General features: G+C 72.3%; 18 protein-coding genes. 5 read left to right on the top strand and 13 right to left on the bottom strand.

Going from position 1 to position 17,660, the window contains the following annotated elements:
* Positions 1-24: 24 nt before the first annotated feature.
* Genes ABD340_RS36635 through ABD340_RS36620 form a run of 4 tightly spaced genes read right to left on the bottom strand, consistent with a single transcriptional unit; the run spans position 25 to position 4,362 of the window.
* Positions 25-1,494, bottom strand: a complete 1,470-nt coding sequence (locus ABD340_RS36635; protein WP_344595393.1) for an aldehyde dehydrogenase family protein — start codon at positions 1,492-1,494, stop codon at positions 25-27.
* Positions 1,495-1,526: 32 nt separating this feature from the next.
* Complete coding sequence (locus ABD340_RS36630; RefSeq protein WP_344595392.1) at positions 1,527-2,729, bottom strand: thiolase family protein; 1,203 nt, start codon at positions 2,727-2,729, stop codon at positions 1,527-1,529.
* On the bottom strand, positions 2,726-3,154 hold the full coding sequence (locus tag ABD340_RS36625; protein WP_344595390.1) for a Zn-ribbon domain-containing OB-fold protein: 429 nt from the start codon (positions 3,152-3,154) through the stop codon (positions 2,726-2,728). The genes ABD340_RS36630 and ABD340_RS36625 overlap by 4 nt, the downstream gene beginning before the upstream one ends.
* Positions 3,151-4,362: a CaiB/BaiF CoA transferase family protein gene (locus tag ABD340_RS36620; RefSeq protein ID WP_344595389.1), complete on the bottom strand. Its 1,212-nt coding sequence runs from the start codon at positions 4,360-4,362 to the stop codon at positions 3,151-3,153. Before ABD340_RS36620 ends, ABD340_RS36625 begins: the two co-directional genes overlap by 4 nt.
* A 135-nt stretch (positions 4,363-4,497) precedes the next feature.
* On the opposite strand from ABD340_RS36620, the gene ABD340_RS36615 reads away from it, so the two are divergent.
* Positions 4,498-5,058 carry an AAA family ATPase gene (locus ABD340_RS36615; protein WP_344595387.1) on the top strand — a complete coding sequence of 187 codons (561 nt, stop codon included), beginning with the start codon at positions 4,498-4,500 and terminating at the stop codon, positions 5,056-5,058.
* A 10-nt stretch (positions 5,059-5,068) separates the two neighbouring features.
* Here the strand turns inward: ABD340_RS36615 and ABD340_RS36610 are convergent, their stop codons facing one another.
* Positions 5,069-5,926 carry a glycosyltransferase family 2 protein gene (locus ABD340_RS36610; protein WP_344595386.1) on the bottom strand — a complete coding sequence of 286 codons (858 nt, stop codon included), beginning with the start codon at positions 5,924-5,926 and terminating at the stop codon, positions 5,069-5,071.
* The gene (locus ABD340_RS36605; RefSeq protein WP_344595385.1) at positions 5,923-6,573 is read right to left on the bottom strand and encodes a TIGR04282 family arsenosugar biosynthesis glycosyltransferase; all 651 of its coding nucleotides are present in this window, start codon (positions 6,571-6,573) and stop codon (positions 5,923-5,925) included. The genes ABD340_RS36610 and ABD340_RS36605 overlap by 4 nt, the downstream gene beginning before the upstream one ends.
* 33 nt (positions 6,574-6,606) lie before the next feature.
* On the opposite strand from ABD340_RS36605, the gene purN reads away from it, so the two are divergent.
* Positions 6,607-7,173, top strand: coding sequence for a phosphoribosylglycinamide formyltransferase (gene purN, locus ABD340_RS36600; RefSeq protein ID WP_344595384.1), 567 nt, complete (start codon positions 6,607-6,609; stop codon positions 7,171-7,173).
* On the opposite strand, the gene ABD340_RS36595 is transcribed toward purN, so the two are convergent.
* The 4 genes from ABD340_RS36595 to ABD340_RS36580 are packed head-to-tail and all read right to left on the bottom strand — an operon-like array spanning position 7,142 to position 11,251.
* Positions 7,142-8,164: a cupin-like domain-containing protein gene (locus tag ABD340_RS36595; RefSeq protein WP_344595383.1), complete on the bottom strand. Its 1,023-nt coding sequence runs from the start codon at positions 8,162-8,164 to the stop codon at positions 7,142-7,144. The two genes, purN and ABD340_RS36595, sit on opposite strands and share 32 nt — an antisense overlap.
* Positions 8,161-9,351, bottom strand: coding sequence for a hypothetical protein (locus ABD340_RS36590; protein WP_344595381.1), 1,191 nt, complete (start codon positions 9,349-9,351; stop codon positions 8,161-8,163). Before ABD340_RS36590 ends, ABD340_RS36595 begins: the two co-directional genes overlap by 4 nt.
* A 25-nt stretch (positions 9,352-9,376) precedes the next feature.
* Complete coding sequence (locus ABD340_RS36585) at positions 9,377-10,324, bottom strand: glycosyltransferase family protein (protein WP_344595380.1); 948 nt, start codon at positions 10,322-10,324, stop codon at positions 9,377-9,379.
* Between the two features lie 12 nt (positions 10,325-10,336).
* On the bottom strand, positions 10,337-11,251 hold the full coding sequence (locus ABD340_RS36580; RefSeq protein ID WP_344595378.1) for a cupin domain-containing protein: 915 nt from the start codon (positions 11,249-11,251) through the stop codon (positions 10,337-10,339).
* Positions 11,252-11,731: 480 nt separating this feature from the next.
* Here ABD340_RS36580 and ABD340_RS36575 point away from each other — a divergent pair, with 480 nt between their 5' ends.
* Positions 11,732-12,172 carry a hypothetical protein gene (locus tag ABD340_RS36575; protein ID WP_344595376.1) on the top strand — a complete coding sequence of 147 codons (441 nt, stop codon included), beginning with the start codon at positions 11,732-11,734 and terminating at the stop codon, positions 12,170-12,172.
* A complete protein-coding gene (locus tag ABD340_RS36570) occupies positions 12,162-13,136 on the top strand; it encodes an NAD-dependent epimerase/dehydratase family protein (RefSeq protein ID WP_344595374.1) in 975 nt (324 codons plus the stop codon). Before ABD340_RS36575 ends, ABD340_RS36570 begins: the two co-directional genes overlap by 11 nt.
* Before the next feature lie 12 nt (positions 13,137-13,148).
* Here the strand turns inward: ABD340_RS36570 and ABD340_RS36565 are convergent, their stop codons facing one another.
* The gene (locus ABD340_RS36565; RefSeq protein ID WP_344595372.1) at positions 13,149-14,537 is read right to left on the bottom strand and encodes a glycoside hydrolase family 47 protein; all 1,389 of its coding nucleotides are present in this window, start codon (positions 14,535-14,537) and stop codon (positions 13,149-13,151) included.
* Between the two features lie 574 nt (positions 14,538-15,111).
* Here ABD340_RS36565 and ABD340_RS36560 point away from each other — a divergent pair.
* Complete coding sequence (locus ABD340_RS36560; protein WP_344595370.1) at positions 15,112-15,450, top strand: hypothetical protein; 339 nt, start codon at positions 15,112-15,114, stop codon at positions 15,448-15,450.
* Positions 15,451-15,562: 112 nt separating this feature from the next.
* Here ABD340_RS36560 and ABD340_RS36555 read toward each other — a convergent pair whose 3' ends face one another.
* A complete protein-coding gene (locus tag ABD340_RS36555; RefSeq protein ID WP_344595368.1) occupies positions 15,563-16,774 on the bottom strand; it encodes an alpha/beta hydrolase family protein in 1,212 nt (403 codons plus the stop codon).
* A 95-nt stretch (positions 16,775-16,869) separates the two neighbouring features.
* A complete protein-coding gene (locus ABD340_RS36550; RefSeq protein WP_344595366.1) occupies positions 16,870-17,592 on the bottom strand; it encodes a GntR family transcriptional regulator in 723 nt (240 codons plus the stop codon).
* Between the last annotated feature and the right edge of the window lie 68 nt (positions 17,593-17,660).

Genomic DNA, 17,660 nt, shown 5'->3' with positions numbered 1-17,660 from the left:
TGCTACGGGCTCCTGGGGGCGGGATCAGCGGAGCTCGCCGACCACCAGATGCTTCACTTCCTGATAGGCGCGGATGCCGTCGGTTCCGCGCTCGCGGCCGAGGCCGCTCTGCTTGTAGCCGCCGCCGGGGGCGTAGGCGCTGAACAGCGCGGTGTTGACGTTGACCGCGCCGGTGCGCAGCCGCCGGGCGACCGCCGTGGCCGCCGCGGTGTCGGCGCCGTACACCTGCCCGGACAGCCCGTACGCGCTGTCGTTGGCCATCCGGACGGCGTCGTCGAGGTCGCGGTAGCCGATGATCCCGATGACCGGGCCGAAGATCTCCTCCTGGGCCGCGGGATTGGCGTTGTCGGGCAGGTCGAGGACGGTCGGCTCGAAGTAGTAGCCGCGGTCCAGCCCGCCCGGGCGGCCGCCCCCGCGGACCACCCCGCCGCCGTGCTCCACGGCCAGGGAGACGAAGTGCTCGCAGCGCTCCCGCTGCGCGGCGCTGATGACCGGCCCCAGCGTGGTGGACGGGTCGGTGGGGGCACCGACGACGAGGGCGGAGTACGCCTGGGAGACCGCGTCGAGCACCTCGTCCTTGCGTTCCCGCGGCACCAGCATCCGGGTGGCGGCGACGCACGCCTGTCCCGCGGTGGCCGCGACGACGGCGACCGCGCCGGCCGCCGCCCGGTGGACGGCGTCGGGAAGGTAGATCTGCGCCGACTTGCCGCCGAGTTCGAGGCCCACGTGCTTGATCGTCGGCGCCGCCTGGGCGAGGATGCGCCGGCCCACCGCGCTGGAGCCGGTGAAGGAGACCATGTCGACGGCCGGATGGGTGGTGAGCAGTTCGGCGCCGGCCGACCCGTTCTCCACCACCACGCTCAGCACGCCGGGCGGCAGGCCCGCCGCGTCCGCCGCGGCCCCGAACACCAGCGAGGACAGCGGCGTCAGCGGGCTGGGCCGCAGGACCACCGAGTTGCCCGCCATCAGCGCCGGGACGATCTTCTGCATCGCCATGATGATCGCCCCGTTGTACGGGGTGATCGCCGACACCACCCCGACCGGCTCATGCCGCCGCAGGCTCAGCGCCACCCGCCCGCGGACCAGCTCATCGGCCGGCACCGGGTTGGCCTCCTCATGCGCCATCGACAGGTAGAGGTCGATCGTCCCCCGGGCCAGGCCCAGTCCGGCGAGGAACTGCGCGCGCTCGGCGAACGACGGGGGCTGGCCCGCCTCGGCGACCATCGTCGCGACGAGCGCCGCCCGCGACGCCTCGACGTGGTCGAGGAACGCGCGCAGGACCCTGGCCCGCTCGGCCGGCGCGGCGTCCGCCCACACCCCGTCGTCGAAGCTGTGCCGGGCCTCGACGACGGCCCGCTCGATCTCGGCCGGCGGGGTGGCGGACAGCTCGGTCACCGTCGACTCGTCGGCCGGGTTCTCCACGGCGAAGGCCTCGTCGCCCTCCACCCATTTACCCGCCACATACGAGCGCCGTTCGGAGAGGATCCCTTCCATGGGCTCGTTCCCTTTCTTGCTGTGAGGCCCGGTCACCAGGGCTCGTTGGTGTAGACGACGGCGCCCCCGTAGTGGGGGGAGGAATGGCAGGCCAGGCCGACGGTCGCGTTCTGCCGCTGGCGTTCGCCGGCCCGCCCGGACAGCTGCAGGTAGCACTCCAGCATCTGCGGGATGCCGTGCATGCGGCCGTTGCCGAGCGCGCCGCCGCCCGACATCGCGGGGAGGGCGGCGGGGTCGTCGCTGTCGATCCCGCCGTCGGCGATGAAGCGGTGCGCCTCGCCGACCGGGCAGAGGCCGAGGACTTCGAGCCAGAACCAGACGAACGGCGAGAAGCCGTCGTAGACCTGCGGCAGGTCCACCTCCGACGGCCCCACCCCGCTGGCCTCCCACAGCCTGCGGGCGGTCTCGGTGCCGCCGGACATGATGTCGTCGAGCGTCCAGTGCAGCGGAAGCCGCGGCCTGATGGGCGGGCTGGAGGCGTACCCGGCGATGTGGACGGGCTTGTGCGGGAGGTCGCGGGCGCGTTCGGCCGAGGTGAGCACGAAGGCGGCGACGCCGTCCACCGGGATGTCGGCGTCGAACCGGCACACCGGATCGTTGATCATCGGTGCCGCCAGGTACTCCTCAGCCGTCAGCGGCCGTTCGTACCAGTACGACCAGGGGATGCGGGCGCCGTTCTTGCGGGCCTCGACCACCACGTGCGTCATCGCCTCCCGCTCGGCGCCGTACCGCTGGAGGTACTCGTTGTAAGGCAGTCCGATCATCGCCAGCGGGCCGAAGAAGCCCTGCGGCGCCGTCCACTGCTGGCGGCCCTTGGCCTCGCTCATCGCGTTGTGGTGGTAGCGCCCGGCCGGATTGTGCAGGGCGCGGTGGAGCACGACGTAATCGGCGGCGCCGCTCGCGATCGCGTTGACCGCCAGCGACACGGACCCGGAGATCTGGCCGATCCCCTGGAAACCGGCGACGTAGCGGGGCGAAGCGCCCAGATGCTCGGCCAGCCAGTTCGCCGACACCATGCTCACGCCGTCCTCGACGGCGTGGTCGCCGGAGGTGGGGAACAGCGCCGCCGTCACGAAGCCGTCCACCTGGCGCGGCTCCAGCGCCGCGTCGGCGATCGCGTCGCGGGCCACCTCGGCGGCGAGCGTGCCCAGCGTGCGCTTCGCGTGCCGCTGGACGGCGCTGTGCGCGTAGCCGACGACCGCCACCTGGTTGGAGGCCTTGAACCGGGCGCTCATGCGTCACTCCCCAGCACGAACGCGGGGACGCTGACGCCCGGGGCCACGTCCTCGAACGCCACCGTGACCCGGTCGCCGACGTGCAGGGCCGCGTCCGGGCCGTCCAGGAGCCGGCCGATCAGGCGCAGCTCGTCCTGCTCGGCCAGTTCGACGTCGACGAGCACGAAGGGCACCTCCTCGGCGAATCCGGGCAGGAACGACTGCCGCATGACCGTCCAGGACCGCACCTTGCCCTGGCCGCTCACCGGCTCGAACGCGAACATCGGGTCGGTCGCGTGGCAGTGCGGGCATGCCTGGCCCGGCGGAATGACGTACGACTCGCAACGGGAACAGCGTGCGATGGAGAGCACGTGCCGGGCCGCGGCCTCCCAGTACGGGGCGGAGAGCTCGTCGGGCACCGGCAGGGGGCGCGGTGCCGCCGTCACGGGATCGCCCCCGCGTCCTTGAGCTCGGCGATCTGCTCCCAGGTGTAGCCGAGTTCGAGCATGACCGTCTCGGTGTGCTCGCCGTGCTCCGGTGCCCGCCGCATCTCCGCGGGCCGTTCGTCGAACTGCACGGGGACGTTCGGCAGCGAGTACGACCGGCCGTCCTCCAGCTCGACCTCGCCGATGTAGTCGTTGGCCAGCACCTGGGGGTCGGTGAGCAGCTCCTCGACGGCCTGCACGGGCGCCCACGGCGCGTCGATCCGGTCCAGCAGGTCCTTCCACTCGTCGAGGGTGCGGGTGGCGAACTCGGCCTCCAGCTCGGCGACGCACGCCTCCAGGTTCTCCCCGCGGGCCTTCAGGTCGGCGAACCGCGGGTCCGCGATGAGGTCGTCCCGTTCGATCAGCCGGCAGAAGTCGGCCCAGTAGCGGTCGCCCTGGAGGAAGACGAGCTGGATGTGCCGCCCGTCGCTGGTCCGGTAGGCGCCCACGAGCGGGTTGACCGCGCCGCCGCGCCCGGAGGCGGCGCGCGGCTGCCCGCCCGCGAGTGCGGCGAGCACGTCGGACGACAGCGTCCACATCGCGGTGGCGAGCAGGGAGACGTCCACGACCGAGCCCTGGCCGGTCCGCTCGCGCCGCAGGAGCGCGGTGGCGATGCCGAACGCCAGCGCCATGCCGCCGTTGCGGTCGCCGAGCGCGCCCCGCTGGCTGATGGGGTGGTCCCGGTCCGGTGGCGTCAGGACGTGGGCCATGCCGCCCTGCGCCCAGAAGGCCGAGGAGTCGTAGCCGGGCCGGTCGGCGCCGGGCCCCCGGGCCCCGAAGCCGTGCCCGCGGGCGTAGACCAGCCGCGGGAAGCGGCGGGTGAGCTCCTCCGAGTCGAGCCCGTACCGGCGCAGCACGGCCGGCCGGAAGTTGGTGAGGAAGACGTCGGCCGTCTCCAGGAGCCGGTCGAGCAGGCGCCGGCCCTCGTCGCTGCGGAGGTCCAGGGCGACGGAGCGCTTGCCGCGGTTCGCGAGGGCCACCGACAGGTTGACGCCGTCGCTGCCGGCCCCGATGCCCTGCGTGATCAGAGCGCGGTACGGGTCGCCGTCCGGGCGCTCGACCCTGATGACGTCCGCGCCCCAGTCGGCCAGCAGCGCACCGGCCACCGGAACGAACACCCACTGTGCGAGTTCGACGACGCGCATGCCGTCGAACGCATCGTTGCCCACCCGGGACCTCCTGTGCGCCGCCGCGAAACACCTGATCGCCACCAATGTAGAACGTGACTCTCGCTTTTGGGAAGTCATGTTTCGAAATGTGTAGAGGGAGGCTTTGAGCGGCGCGGGCGCGGGTACGTTCGCGGGATGCGGCGTGTCTCGGTCGTGGGTCCCCCGGGGGCGGGCAAGACGACACTCGCGAAGGCACTGGCGGAACGGCTGGACCTGCCGCACGTGGAACTGGACGCCATCGTGTTCCAGCCCGGGTGGACGCAGCTGCCCGCGGCGGAGCTGCACGTCCGCCTCGGGGGACTGGCCGCCACCGACGCGTGGATCATGGACGGGAACGCGGACGTGCTCGGCGACGAGCACGGCACCGGGCGGCGGCTGATCTGGGAGCGCGCGGACACCGTGATCTGGCTGCGCCCGTCCCGGCAGACGGTCGTGCACCGCCTGTTCCGGCGCTCCCTCACCCGCGTCGTCCGCCGCACCGAGCTGTGGAACGGCAACCGCGAGCAGTGGCGGATGCTGCTCTCACCGGACCCGCGGCGTTCCGTGATCGCCCGCGCCTACGTCCGCTACGAGCCGCAGCGCCGGGCGTACGAGGCCGCGCTCGGCGAGGAGCGGTGGAGCCACCTGCGCGTCGTCCGCCTGGAGTCGGCGCGGTCGGTGAAAGTGTTCCTGGACGGCGTCGGGCGCCGACGTTGACCGGGGTCGCTCAGAAGAGGCCGCGCAAGAACTCCGGGATGGGCTCGATCCGCATCGGGATCTCCCCGCGCGTGCCGGTGTCACCGTAGAACCACCGCCGGAAATGCGGTTCCTCGGTGATGCGCATCTGGTGATACCAGCCGCGTTCCAGATCCACCCGGCTCCACGGCTTCGCGGCGCGGGCGCGGTGGCGGTCCAGGCACCGGTCGTAATCCAGGCGGTGCAGGTGGAGGAGGAACAGATCGGGGTCGGGCTCGTCGTCCGCCTCGCGGCAGGTGTGGAACCCCGGGCCCCACGTGACCGGGACGCGGGCGAGGGCCGGCTTGCCGTAGAGCGGGTTGGGGAACCAGTGGCCCCGCTGCTCCAGGACGGGCCGTGCCGGATCGAACGGCGCCTCCCGGTCGCGCAGATGGATCAGCTCGTATCCGGTGCACCGCGCGACCCTGCCGTGGAAACGGTCGAGGTAGTCGGCCAGCGTGCCGAGCCGGGGATGGGGGACGACGATCTCGTCCGCGTCGGCGTACAGCACGGCGTCATAGCCTTCGATGAGCCGGTGCTGGTGCTCCTGGGCGGCGTCCCGCACCCACAGCACGTCGACGTTCTCGTTCCGGACGGGGATGCGCACGAAGCCGGGCCCGTCGGCGGAGCCGTCGGTGGAACCGTGGTCCAGGACGTAGATGTCCGACGGGGCGAAGAAACGGGAGTAGTAGCGCAGCCAGATGGGCAGGAAGACCGACTCGTCGCGGGCGATCGTCAGCACGGCGCGGGTCCGCGGGGGACCGGCCAGCCGCCGCGCCTCCGCCCGCGCCACGGCCTCGGGGGACGGGGCTCGTCCCCACAGCGCGGCGCTCACCCGTTGGACGGTCATGCCCGGCCCACCCGGCTCGCCCGGCTGGCCCGGCGTGCGACCGCCCGCTCTACACGTGCCAGGACGGCGGGGAACCGCGAACCGGGGACGCACTCGGCGGCCACCTCCCGCGCGTCCGCCATCGTGTCGACGTCGCGCAGCGGCGGCAGCTCGGTGACCGACAGCCCCAGCGCCCGCAGCCGCGACCGCTGGTCCCGCAGCGTCGTGGGACGGCTCATCGGCACCCCCGCGAAGACTCCGGCGACCGGGCGGCGCAGTCCGAGCGCCCAGTAGCCGCCGTCGGGCGCCGGCCCGAGGACGGCGTCGGCGCCGGGCCCGTCGAGCGCCGCCAGGGCCATGCGGAGCAGCGCGGGCGTCACCTGCGGCGTGTCCCCGGCGATCACCAGCGCGGGGGCGCCCGCGTCGGCGAACGCCGCCTCCAGCCGCTCGTCGAGGCCGCGCCCGCGCTGCGGGACGACGCCGATCCCGTCCGGCAGCCAAGGCCCGGGATCGCCGTCCAGGACGAGGCGGGCCCACGCCGAAGGAGTCGCGGCGACGGCGGCCAGGGTGTCGGCGAGCATCGCCTCGGCCAGCGCCGCCGCTTCGCCGGACGTGCACGGCGGGCACAGCCTCGTCTTGACCCGGCCACGCACCGGTGCCTTCGCCATGACGAGGATGCCCGCCCGGGTTAGCGTCGTGTCATGCGCATCGGGGTGCTGGCTTCGGGCAAGGGCGCCGGTCTGCGCGCCATTCTGGCGGACGGCCTGGACGTCTCCGTCGTGGCCGTCGACAGGCCCTGCCCGGCCACCGGTGTCGCGGCGGACCACGGGGTGGCGTGGGAGGTCGTCCCGCGCGGCGTTCGCACTCCGGCAGGCCGGGCCGCCTTCACCCGTTCGCTGGTGCGCGTGCTGGAGCGGCACGGCGTGGAACTGGTGGTCATGGCGGGCTTCATGACGGTTCTCGCCGAGCCGATGTTCGAGCGGTACGGCGGTCGTGTCCTGAACCTGCATCCGTCGCTGCTGCCGGACTTCCGCGGGCTCCACGCGGTGGAGGACGCGCTCGCCGCGGGCGTCGCGGTCACCGGGTGCACCGTGCACATCGCCGTCCCCGAGGTGGACGCCGGGCCGGTCCTGGCGCAGGAGCCGGTGCCCGTCCTGCCCGGCGACACTCCCCAGAGCCTGGAGCGGCGCATCCAGGAGGTCGAGCACCGCCTGTACCCGGCGACGATCCGCGCGTTCATGGCCCATAGAGCACCCCTTCGTCGATGAGGCGGGTCCAGACCGTCTCCTCGTCCAGTGCGCGGGACGTGTCGGCATAGGCCTGTGCCGGCAGACCCGGGCAGCGACGCTCGTAGAGGGTCCGGATCGTCTCTTCCATGAGGTCGAGCCGCTCCCTGGGCGTGCCGGGGTGCCGCAGCGTCCGCCGGACGAGGTCGAGGTCGGCGCGGTCGGCGCCGGTCATGGCGGTGGGGTCGGGGGACGACGCCGCGACGCAGCCCAGCCGCCAGGTCTTGTGCACGTCCCTGCCGCCGATGGCACGCGTGAACGGGTTGCGGGGAAGGCGGAGGTTGACCGACAGCGAGTCCTCCACGTACTCGGCGTGGTGCCAGTAGGCGGTCGGGATGAACGCCGTGTCGCCGGGCAGCAGGACGCACTCGGCCGCGTGCACGTAGCCGAGCCACTCCCGGCGGTCGTCCTCGGTGAGGCGGCCGGGCAGCAGGAGGCTCAGGTTCATGAACGGCAGCAGCTTGGCCGACTGCGCGGGCGGCACCCAGACCAGGCGCTTGACGCCGAAGACCTGGTGGAGCAGGACACCGCGGAAGTCCGCGTCGAAGTGCAGATTGGAGACCTTGCCCTTGTGGCCCGCGAACAGGCGGCTCTCCCAGCCGTCGCATGGTTCGCCGCCGAGTGCGCGCCGGTAGCCGGGGACGTCGAAGGTGCGCCGGAGTTCGGGTGGGGTGGGCTGTTCCAGGCACAGCAGTGGCGAGTCGTCCTGGAAGTAACCGGCCAGGGTGGTCCGCACGGCCCGCGGCGGCGGCGCGTCCGGCCGGAACGCGGCGAACCCGCCGGCGTGGTACGGCTCGGTGACCGTGATCGGCAGGTCACCGAGGCGTTCCAGGGCGGCGTCGCGGGTGCGGAAGTCGTGGATCGGCTGTCCCTGGAAAAGGCGGGTGAACACCGCGGGCCGCCCGCGCCTGACGTACCGGTTCAGGAACTCCTCGGCGGACGGAGCCGGAACGCGCGGCGGAGTCTCGGTCATGTCCGCGCCCCTTCCACGTGGAACCGCTCGGCGAGATGGAGCAGGACCTCCTCGTTCCCGGCGAACACCGCGAGGGTCTCGGCGACCTCGCGGCTCGCGTCGTCGGCGAGGACCTCCAGCATGTCGGCGGGGCAGCGCGGATGGCGGGCCACGGCCGCCCTGACCGCGGCGGCGGGACGGGCCCCGAGATCGCGCAGCAGGTCCGCCGGGCAGGACGGGTTCCACGCCAGCGCGATGAGCACGCTCACGGAGCCCGAGAGAACCAGGTCACTGAGCGTGCGCGGCGGGCATTCGGGATTCCGGGCCACCGCGGCCCGCAGGACGTCGTCCCCGTCGGCGGCGAGCCGGGCCAGCGTCGCGGACGGGCAACGCGGACTCTCGGCGACGGCCAGGCGGACGTGCGCGTCGTCGTCGGACGCGAGTGCCATCAGGAGACGCCGCGGGCACGACGGGTTGCGCGCGACGGCGGCCCGCAGCCGCCCGGCCGCGTGCACCACGGCCAGTTCCAGGCGGTCCGCCGGGACCGCCCGATTGCGGAGCGCCGCGCAGGCCACGTCCGGATCCGGGTCGACGCAGAGCGTCCCCACCACGGCGGGAGGCGTCACCGGGTTCCGGGCGACGGCGACCCGGACCACCGCGTCCCGGTCCTCGGCAAGCGCGACCAGGACCGCCGGCGGCGCCGCGGGGTGGGCGGCCACCGCCGTCCGCCACCAAAGGTCCGCCCCGGCCCTGACCGTCAGCCGGGACGGAGGGCAGGCGGGATGCTTGACCGCGGCGTCGCGCACGATCAACGCCTCGTCGTCCAGCAGCAGTTCGAGGACGGGCGCCCGGCAGCGCGGATTGGCCGCGGCGGACGCCCTGACCTCCGGCACCGGATCCTCCGCCAGCCGCGCGTGGACGGGTTCCGGGCACGCCGCGCACCGTGCCGCCGCCGCCCGGACCCGCGGCTCGCCGTCCCGCGCCAACGTCCGCAGCAGCGGTGACGGGCAGGCCGGATTCTCCGTGACGCTGACCCGGGTTTGCCAGTCCTCGTCCTGGGCCAGATCCGCCAGCCATGGACGGGACCGTGGATGCGCCGCGACGGCACGCCGTGGCCGCGCGTCCACCCGCGCCGCCCGGCGCAGCAGCGAATCCGGGCAGGACGGATTGGCGGCGAGCAGTTCCACCATCACCGCATCTGCGGCCATACACGGGCTCCTTCACAATCGTCCGCTACAGGGCGCCCGTTATGTGGACGTGAGCCGCCTTCAGCCCCTCGCCCCCAGGCAGGCCCCGCAGGAAGTCGGCGAGACGGGCCTCCGCCCGCCGGCGGCCGTAGTTTCGGCTCAGCCACGCGCTCGGCGTGTAGGTGCCGGTGAGGACACGCCACGCCGCCTGGACGACGTCCCCCTCGTCGTCGAAGAACTCGCCGGTTTCCGGCGTCACGTACTTCCACCCGCCCAAGATGCCGCGGCGGACGAGCACGGGGACGTCCATTGCCAACGCCTCGGGGAGCGCCCGCGGGGACGCGTCGAAACGGTGCGGCAGCATCACCACGCGGGCACGGGCCACGTATTGGAGGAACTCGTCCCACGGAAGCGGCAGCGACTCGAGGACCTCCAGGCCGGGCAGGTCCGGCAGGTCGGCGGAGTCGGCGCGGCCCACCACCAGCACGCGCAGCCCCAGGTCGCCGCACAGCCGCCTGAGGCACGCCTTGGCCGTGTCCCAGTCCTTCTGGAACTCGTACAGACGATGCCCCAGGCAGCTATAGACGACGTCCCACCGTTTCCCGACCGGCCCCGAGGGCAGGGCCGCGGCCCGGATCCGCTCGATATCCGTGAAATCGGAATTGCTGAAGAGCAATCGGGGGCGTCCCGGTGGAAGAAACCTGTCCGGTTCCCGGAAACAATGGCACCAGGCCTCGCACGCCTCGATGAAGGGCCGATTCCAGCCCTCCTCGGGGACGGTCTCCCCAGGCAGTTCCCAAAAATCCCGGTAACCCTCGTGGAAAAGGGGGAAGGGACCGAAACTGCACAGCCCGACCATCCGGTGGTCTTTCGCCAAGGCATGGAAGACCGGCATGTGCTCGGCACGCACAGGCTCCCGCACGAAGCAGAATCCGGTGTCCCGGCCCTGCTCGTCAAGGACGTGGCGCAGGCTGTTGGGAAGTACCGTCCCCATCGGCGTACGGCGCTAGTTGTAGGGCCAGCCCGCCACCAGCAGGGCCCCGGTCTCGCCGGCGGTGAACTCGTAGCTCTCGCCCGCCGGCGCCCACAGCCAGTCGCCCGCCGTCAGTTCCCGGCCCGCGCACAGCAGCGAGCCGCTGATGACGACCTTGTAGTCGGCCAGCCGCTCCAGCTCGTGCGAGTGGCGCGGCACCCGCGTGCCCGGCTCCAGCAGCGACTGCCAGACGAAGAACCGGCCGGACCCGCGCGGCGCCTGCGGCATCGGCGGGGCGAACGGGAGGAACCGGTGGGCGACGCCGTCGGCCCGCTCGGCGAAGTCGCCCAGGCCCGTCGCGCGGCCGAGTCCGGCCAGGTCGCGCACCGCGGCGTCCACGCCGGGGTCGCGCGAGGTGACGAAGCCCCTCGCGGCCCGGCTGAGCAGGGACGTGCCGAGCCCGTCGAGCGCCGGGCCGGCGCCGTCGGAGGCGTCCGGCTCGGGCGCCACGCAGGGCAGGGCGGAGAAGAGGACGGCGCCGAGGTCACCGGCGGTGAAGGCGTAGGGCCGGTCGGTGGGGACCCACAGCCAGTCGCCCGCGGTCAAGGTCCGCCCCTCGAACCGGACCGCGCCGGTCAGCACGACCTTGAGGACGTAGGCGCTGCGCACCGGGCCGGACGCCGAGACGGTGGCGCCGGCCTCCAGCCGGGACAGGTAGGCGGCGAACCGTCCCGCCCCGGCCTCGGGCATCTCGGGGGCGACCGGCAGGAACCACCGGGTCACACCGGGGAAGTCGGCCGGGATCAGGTCCCGCATCAGCGGGCGGAGGGCCGCCACTTCCGGGTCCTTCGAACACAGCGCGTCGTGCTCGGCCACGTCGAGGGAAAGGATCCGCGCCACCGCCTGGTCGCGCAGCTCACGTTCGTTTTGCGTGACGGCCAGCTGCATTTCGAGCCTCCCTTTTCTGCCGAACCTCGGTCGGGTCGGCGATCAACGATCGGCATGGCGTTCGATGGACGCGATCTTTATTGCCGGATCACCGGGTGTAGTGGAGATTAGTCGACTTTTTTGTAAAGATAGTCCACGTGGCACCCATATCAAGGCAGAAAGAGGGAAGCCATGGCGACAGGGAACTCTGCCAGTCAGGTAAGGTCGGGTGAACCGCCCGTCTTTATCGAAGAAACTGGTCAAAAGGGCGCGGATCTGGACGCCGACCGGCGCGGCGTAATTTCGGCCGCCCTTTCCTCGCTGCTTTTCCCGGACCGGATAGCGGACCGCGGTGCCTTCCGCGCCCTGGCGCGCCAACTGGACGAGACGTCGTCCTGCCGCGTCGACGGGCTCTGGCCGGACCCGCTGCGCCGCCGGCTGGCATCGGAGGCGAGTCGCCTGGCCGGGCGGGCCCGGCTGTCGCACCGCGTGGGACGAAGAGTGGGTGCGGCCTCCGACAGCCACCAGTACTGGCTCGATCGGGGGCCGCTACTCCAAGCCCTGCACCACAGCCCGCAACTGCTCACCCTGGCGGAACTTCTCAGCGGACGTCCCATGGCCCCGTTCCAGGCCGCCTACCTCTACTACCCGCCGGGTGCGTACTGCGGCCTGCACACCGACCGGCCCGAGTTCGAGCTCCAGATGCTCGTCCACCTGCGCGGCGACATCGGCCCGCTCCTGCTGCACCCCGAGCTGGCGTCCGCGTCCGCCGCCGAGATCGCCGAGCACGGCGGGGCCCGGACGAGCGGCGGAGGAGTCCCGCTCACCTATCCCGAGCACGGCGTGACGGTCTTCCGAGGTGCCGGCATCCCCCACGAACGCCCCCTCCACCACGGCCCGGACATCGGCGTCGTGCTGGCGCTCAACTACCATGCGCGTTGAGCGCGTGGGCGCCCGTGCGGTGGTGGTCACGGGCGTCGCGGGCTTTCTCGGCTCGCATGTGGCCGACGCGCTGGTGGCCCGCGGCACGCGGGTGGTGGGCATCGACCGGCGCTCGCCTGCCCGGGACGCCACCGCCGCGGCCAACCTGGCCGGACTGCTGGGACGGCCCGGATTCCGCCTCGTCGTCGCCGACCTGAACCGCGTCCCCCTGGAGCCGCTGCTGGAAGGCGCCGCCCACGTCTACCACCTGGCGGCCGTCGCCGGCGTGCGCGCGTCCTGGGGCCGCGAATTCGCCGACTATGTCGCCTGCAACGTCGTGGCGACCCAGCGTGTCCTGGCCGCATGCGCGAACGTGGGCACGCCACGGCTCGTGGTGGCCTCCTCGTCCAGCGTCTACGGGACCACCGGCGGGGATCCGTCGCGCGAGGACCACCCCGCCCTTCCCGCGTCCCCCTACGGGATGACGAAGCTGGCGGCCGAACGGCTGTGCCTGGAACACGCCCGGCGCCCCGGCGCGACCACGGCCGTGGTCGCGCTGCGGTACTTCACCCTGTACGGGCCGCGCCAGCGGACCGACATGATGATCAGCCGGGTGCTCCGCGCCGCGCTCACCGGCGAGCCGGTGCACCTGTTCGGCGACGGTACGCAGCGCCGCGACTTCACCTACGTCGCCGACGCCGTCTCCGCGACGCTCGCCGCGGGCAGCGTCCCGGCCCGCGCCGAGGCGGTCAACGTCGGCGGCGGCGCCCCGGTGCGGCTGCACGACCTGCTCGACCTGGCCGCCGACGTCACCGGGCGTCCGATACCGGCCGTCCACGCCGCGCCGCAGCCCGGTGACGTCGCCGTCACGGCCGCCGACCTGGCCAAGTCACGCGCCCTGCTGGGCTACCGCCCGTCCACCGCCCTCGCCGAGGGCGTCGCCCGCCAGTGGGAGGTCCTGACCGCCGACCGGGCGGCCCTGTGAAACGGCGCCGGATCAGCGCCGGAGCAGCCCGCGGAAGACGTTGCCCTCCGTCGACAGGTAGTTGCTCCGGTAGTCGAACCGGTCCGCCTTGGCGAACATGAGGTACCAGTACTTCATCTGCTCCGACCACCAGTAGCCCGAGGTGAGGTCGCCGTGCCGGACGGGCGCGGCGGTGACGTCCTCGATGATCGTCCAGCCGTTGGCGACGCGGGAGTGCCGCTTCTGCCGCACGTAGTAGTCGTAGGCCAGTTCCCGGTACCGCTCGGCGGCCGGACGGCCCGGTCCCGCGACGAGCCACAGGTTGAGGCACGAGTCGACGTACTCGGGCCGCAGCTGGTTGCCCTTCGCGGTGGCGGCCCGCGTCGCCGGGTCGTACCCCTCGGGCAGCACCGGATACCGGTCGAGCACCGAGGTCCACGAGGCGAGGTAGGCGTCGCCGAGCCGCCGGTGCCCGCTCTGGGCGAGCAACCCGGCATAGAACGAGCCGAGTTCGGACTGATCGGTGGCCACCACGTCGCCGTCGTCCTTGTCGACGCGGGCGAACCACAGGTGACCGTCGATGGTCGTGCTCTCGTGCTCGAGGATCGCGCGCGTGAGGATCTCGTACCAGGCGCGGAAGTCGGTGTCGCCGAACAGGTCCCAGGCGTCCCACACGTACTCGAAGAACGAGTCGACCGGCGGGTGGATCGTCGCCGCGCCGTTGACCCACCGGCCGGTCTCGACGTTGATCTCGGTGCCGAGGAGGTCCAGTTCCGAGCGCCGGTCGATGACCGCCTTCATCGCCTTCTTGGCGGCCCGGTGGTACTTGGCGTCACCGGTCAGCCGGGAGAGCGTCCCGAACTCGGTGATGATGGTGCCGACCTCGGCCAGCGGGTTGGTGACGCCGCTGATCTCCCCGGTGCTCGGGTTGACGAAGCGGTACGGGATGCCGGTCGGCGACCGCTCGAAGCACGGCATCAGGATGTCGGCGATCCGCCGGGCGTGCCGGAGCAGCGCGGGCTCGCGGGTGGCGAGATGGCCCGAGAGCAGGCCGCCCACCATCCGGATGTTGGTCTCGAAGACCTGGATGTCGGCGTTGACGGTCGAGAAGTCGAGGTTCTCCTCGATCCACGCGATGCCTTCGGCCAGTTCGTCGTCGAGCCGCATCAGGTACAGCGTGTCGAGGGCTTCGACGATGGTGAGCCCGACGGGGTGGGCGTTGTCGAAGAACTCGCCGTGCCCCCCGCTCACGGGCAGCAGGTGGTCGTGACCCCAGGCGAACCTCTTGTAGGCGTTCCAGGTGTGCAGGAGTTCGCGGCGCACGTCCTCGGCCGCGGGACGCCAGTCCCGCACCGGCCGGGAAAGGGCGGCCTGCCCGGCGTGCGCCGGGCTTTCGCGCAGGCCGAACGCACCGGCGGCCACCAGACCGGCGCTGTTCGCGAGGAGCCTCCTGCGAGTGAGGGGTTGGCGGGATCTCATTGCTCACCGTCCGGCGGAAGACGTCACATGATCACCGCCCGTTCGTATCACCGCCCGGGGGGCCTGGCCACTCGCGTGACCACATACGGCCCGAAGGGTCAGTGAGGGCTGTCAGGCTGATGAGAGCGGTGTGGCAGCGGAGCCGCGCGGATCATTCCGGACCTTTCTCCGAAATAACCAGCCATCCGATCACGCCCGACATAAGACCTGGATCGCGAAATCAATGCGGAAGGTCGGACCGAAACAACGCGGGACCCAGTGATCACATCACGCCGCCGCCAACGGCCGGCATGACGGAAGGCCGGGGCGGACAAGTGATCGTCACACCGGGTACGGCGCCCGAATGCCCGCCCGCCGTTTCCGTCCGTGTCGGGCAATGCCTTGGGAAAGGAACGACCCGGCGCCGCAAGAGCATCGAAACACGGGTATGGACTGGGCCGTCTGCAAATGTCGATTAACCAGTGAGTCCAGCATGGACGGTACCGGTATCGGCGCGCCCGCCAAACAAGGAGGAAGCATGATGTTCCGGCGATTTGCTGCTGCTAGCGCGCTCACCATGGCTGTGGGCGGTGTCCTGCTCGGCGCGGGGTCCGCCGCGATGGCCGAGGCCGCTGTCGCTCACCCGAAGGGCGGCGAGCACGACACGATCGACGCCAACAAGAAGCACGACAACGACAAGTTCGAGAACGACAACGCGCAGGTCTGCTTCGTCGTCTTCGCTCCGGTTAACGTCGACTCCAAGGTGGAGCACTCGCCCGTCGACATCAAGAACCACTGCGACCAGAAGGTCGACCAGGACAACGAAGGGGACGAGAACCAGCTCAAGGAGCACGGCAAGGAGCGCGGCAAGAAGTAACACCCGCCAGTGAATACGGGGGCCGGCGCCCGACGCCGGCCCCCGTACTCACGCGCTATGGCGAATGAAATACCCGACCCTTCATATGGCTGGCCGAATATGCCGATTCTGATCAGTCGACGAAGGCGAGCTCGGGATAACGCGGCGACGGTCCGTCCAGGAGATGGTCGTCGCGATGGCGCAGCCAGCGGTCGAAGAAGGACGTGACATAGGCCCGCTGCGCCGCGACGGCGCGGGCGGGGTCGGTCGTGCCGATCGCGTCCTCGACGACGTTCCGCGGCAGCCCCGTCCGCGGCATGATCGCCGCCAGGTCGGTGTAGGTCTGGTGCTTGGAGCCCCGCAGGGTCAGGTCGCGGCGCCAGCCGGTGCTGTGCGACCAGAACGCCTTCCACGACGGCTCGGTGGTGTGGTCGCTGCCCTGCCTGCCCATCAGCATGAACGGCCGGCGCAGGCCGTGCACGGCGACGGGCGAGAGGTTCGTGCCGTCCGGCTCGCGGTTGAACTCCAGCGTCCCGTCCAGGTCGATCCCGGCCCGGATCCGGCGGTCCTCGTACATGCCCTGGGCGGCGGTGAACCCGCCCCCGGACTGGCCGAACATGCCGATCCGGTCCAGGTCGACCACACCGGACAGTCCGTGCGGCAGTGTGGGGAGCCGGTCCAGCACGAACCGGGTGTCGCCGATCCTGGCTCCGAGCACCTTCCGCAGCAAGGCCGGAAAGGTGCCGTTCTGCTCGGCCTGCGCGATCTCCTCGAAGAGCCGGTCGTTGTTCCTGACCGAGCCGTCGGGAAACTGGACGCCCGGCGATTCGTAGGTGTGGTCAATGGTCACCACGACGTACCCGCGGCTCGCCAGTTCCTCCACCAGCACCGTGCCCCAGGTGCGCGGATCGCCGGCACCAGGCGAGTAGAGCACCACCGGCCGCCGCCCGCCCCGCGGGTCGGCCGGCGCCCCTTGCCGGGCGTGTGTGCGGGTGGCGGCCCAGTCGACCGTGCCCGGCGGGATCCTGTGACGGGTGACGGCACCGAAACGCTCGGCCGCACCCGGCTCCATGTGGGGCGCGATCTGGTGCCCGCCGGTCCGCACCGCCGGGTACCAGACGCTGACCATCAGCTCCCGGTACGCGGGCGGACCCGCCCACGGATCGGGCCGCGACCGGTCGACCAGGTGCAGCGGCACCGTACCGATCTCGTGCGGGCCGGACGGGACGGGCAGGCGCACCCGCGCCCGCGCACCCGTCGGCCGTCCCTGCGCGGCCACCGGAACGGGCGCCATCGACGCCGCCGCCAAGCCCGCCGCCATCGTCAGAACCGACCTGCGTCTCATGGCGGTCGACACTAATGACCCCGGCCGTAACCGGCGTCAACTCCCAGTGTGAGGTCTGCGCGTGCCACCCCGGTATGAGGCGTCCTCGCGGCCGGTCAGTGGGGCATGGCGATCGAGGTGAGGAGCTGGGCCTGGGCGTCGCGGAGGTATTGGCGCATCGCGTCGGCGGCCTCGCCGAACTCGCCCTCGCCGAGCCGGTCGGCGATGACCACGTTGCGTTCGATGAACGACGCGTGGAACTCGGCCGGGTCCCGGGTCTGGTGGTAGGCGAGCTGGAGCTGGGTGAACAGGGTGTCGGCGAACGCGCTGACCAGGCGGGAGCGGGCCAGCGCCACGACGCTGAGGTGGAACGCCATGCCGCAGCGGCGCAGTTCCTGGGGGTCGCGGCCGGGCAGCGCGGCCAGTCCCGCGGCGGCGGCCTGCCGGATCAGGTCGACGCGCTCGGACGGGGCCCGGTGGGCCGCCTCCAGCGCCCCGCATTCGAGCAGGATGCGCGCGTTGTAGATGTCGACGATGTCCTCGGCGCGCAGCCTGCGGACGATGACGCCCCGATGGTCGCGGTGTTCCAGCAGGCCGTCGTGGAACAGCACGCGGAACGCCTCGCGCAGCGTGTTGCGGGACGTGCCCAGCGCCTCGGCGGCGGCCTGCTCGGGGATCTCCGCCCCCGGCGGCAGCACGCCTTCGGAGATCGCCGCGCGCAGTTCGGCGACCGCGTGCTCGCGGGCGGCGCGGCGGCGGGGCCCGGCCTGGACGGTCAGCGTCGCGGCCCACCGCGCGATCACCGCGTCCGCGGCTCGGGAGGGGCGCTCAGCGGTCACGGGTGGGGGTCTCCAGAGTCGGGGGCCGCGGTATGCCCGAAGGTTACCGCCGCCGGACGGGCACCGCC

Source organism: Actinomadura vinacea (assembly GCF_039532545.1).
In the GTDB taxonomy this organism is placed as follows: domain Bacteria; phylum Actinomycetota; class Actinomycetes; order Streptosporangiales; family Streptosporangiaceae; genus Spirillospora; species Spirillospora vinacea.
This window is presented reverse-complemented; position numbering and strand designations above follow the sequence as displayed.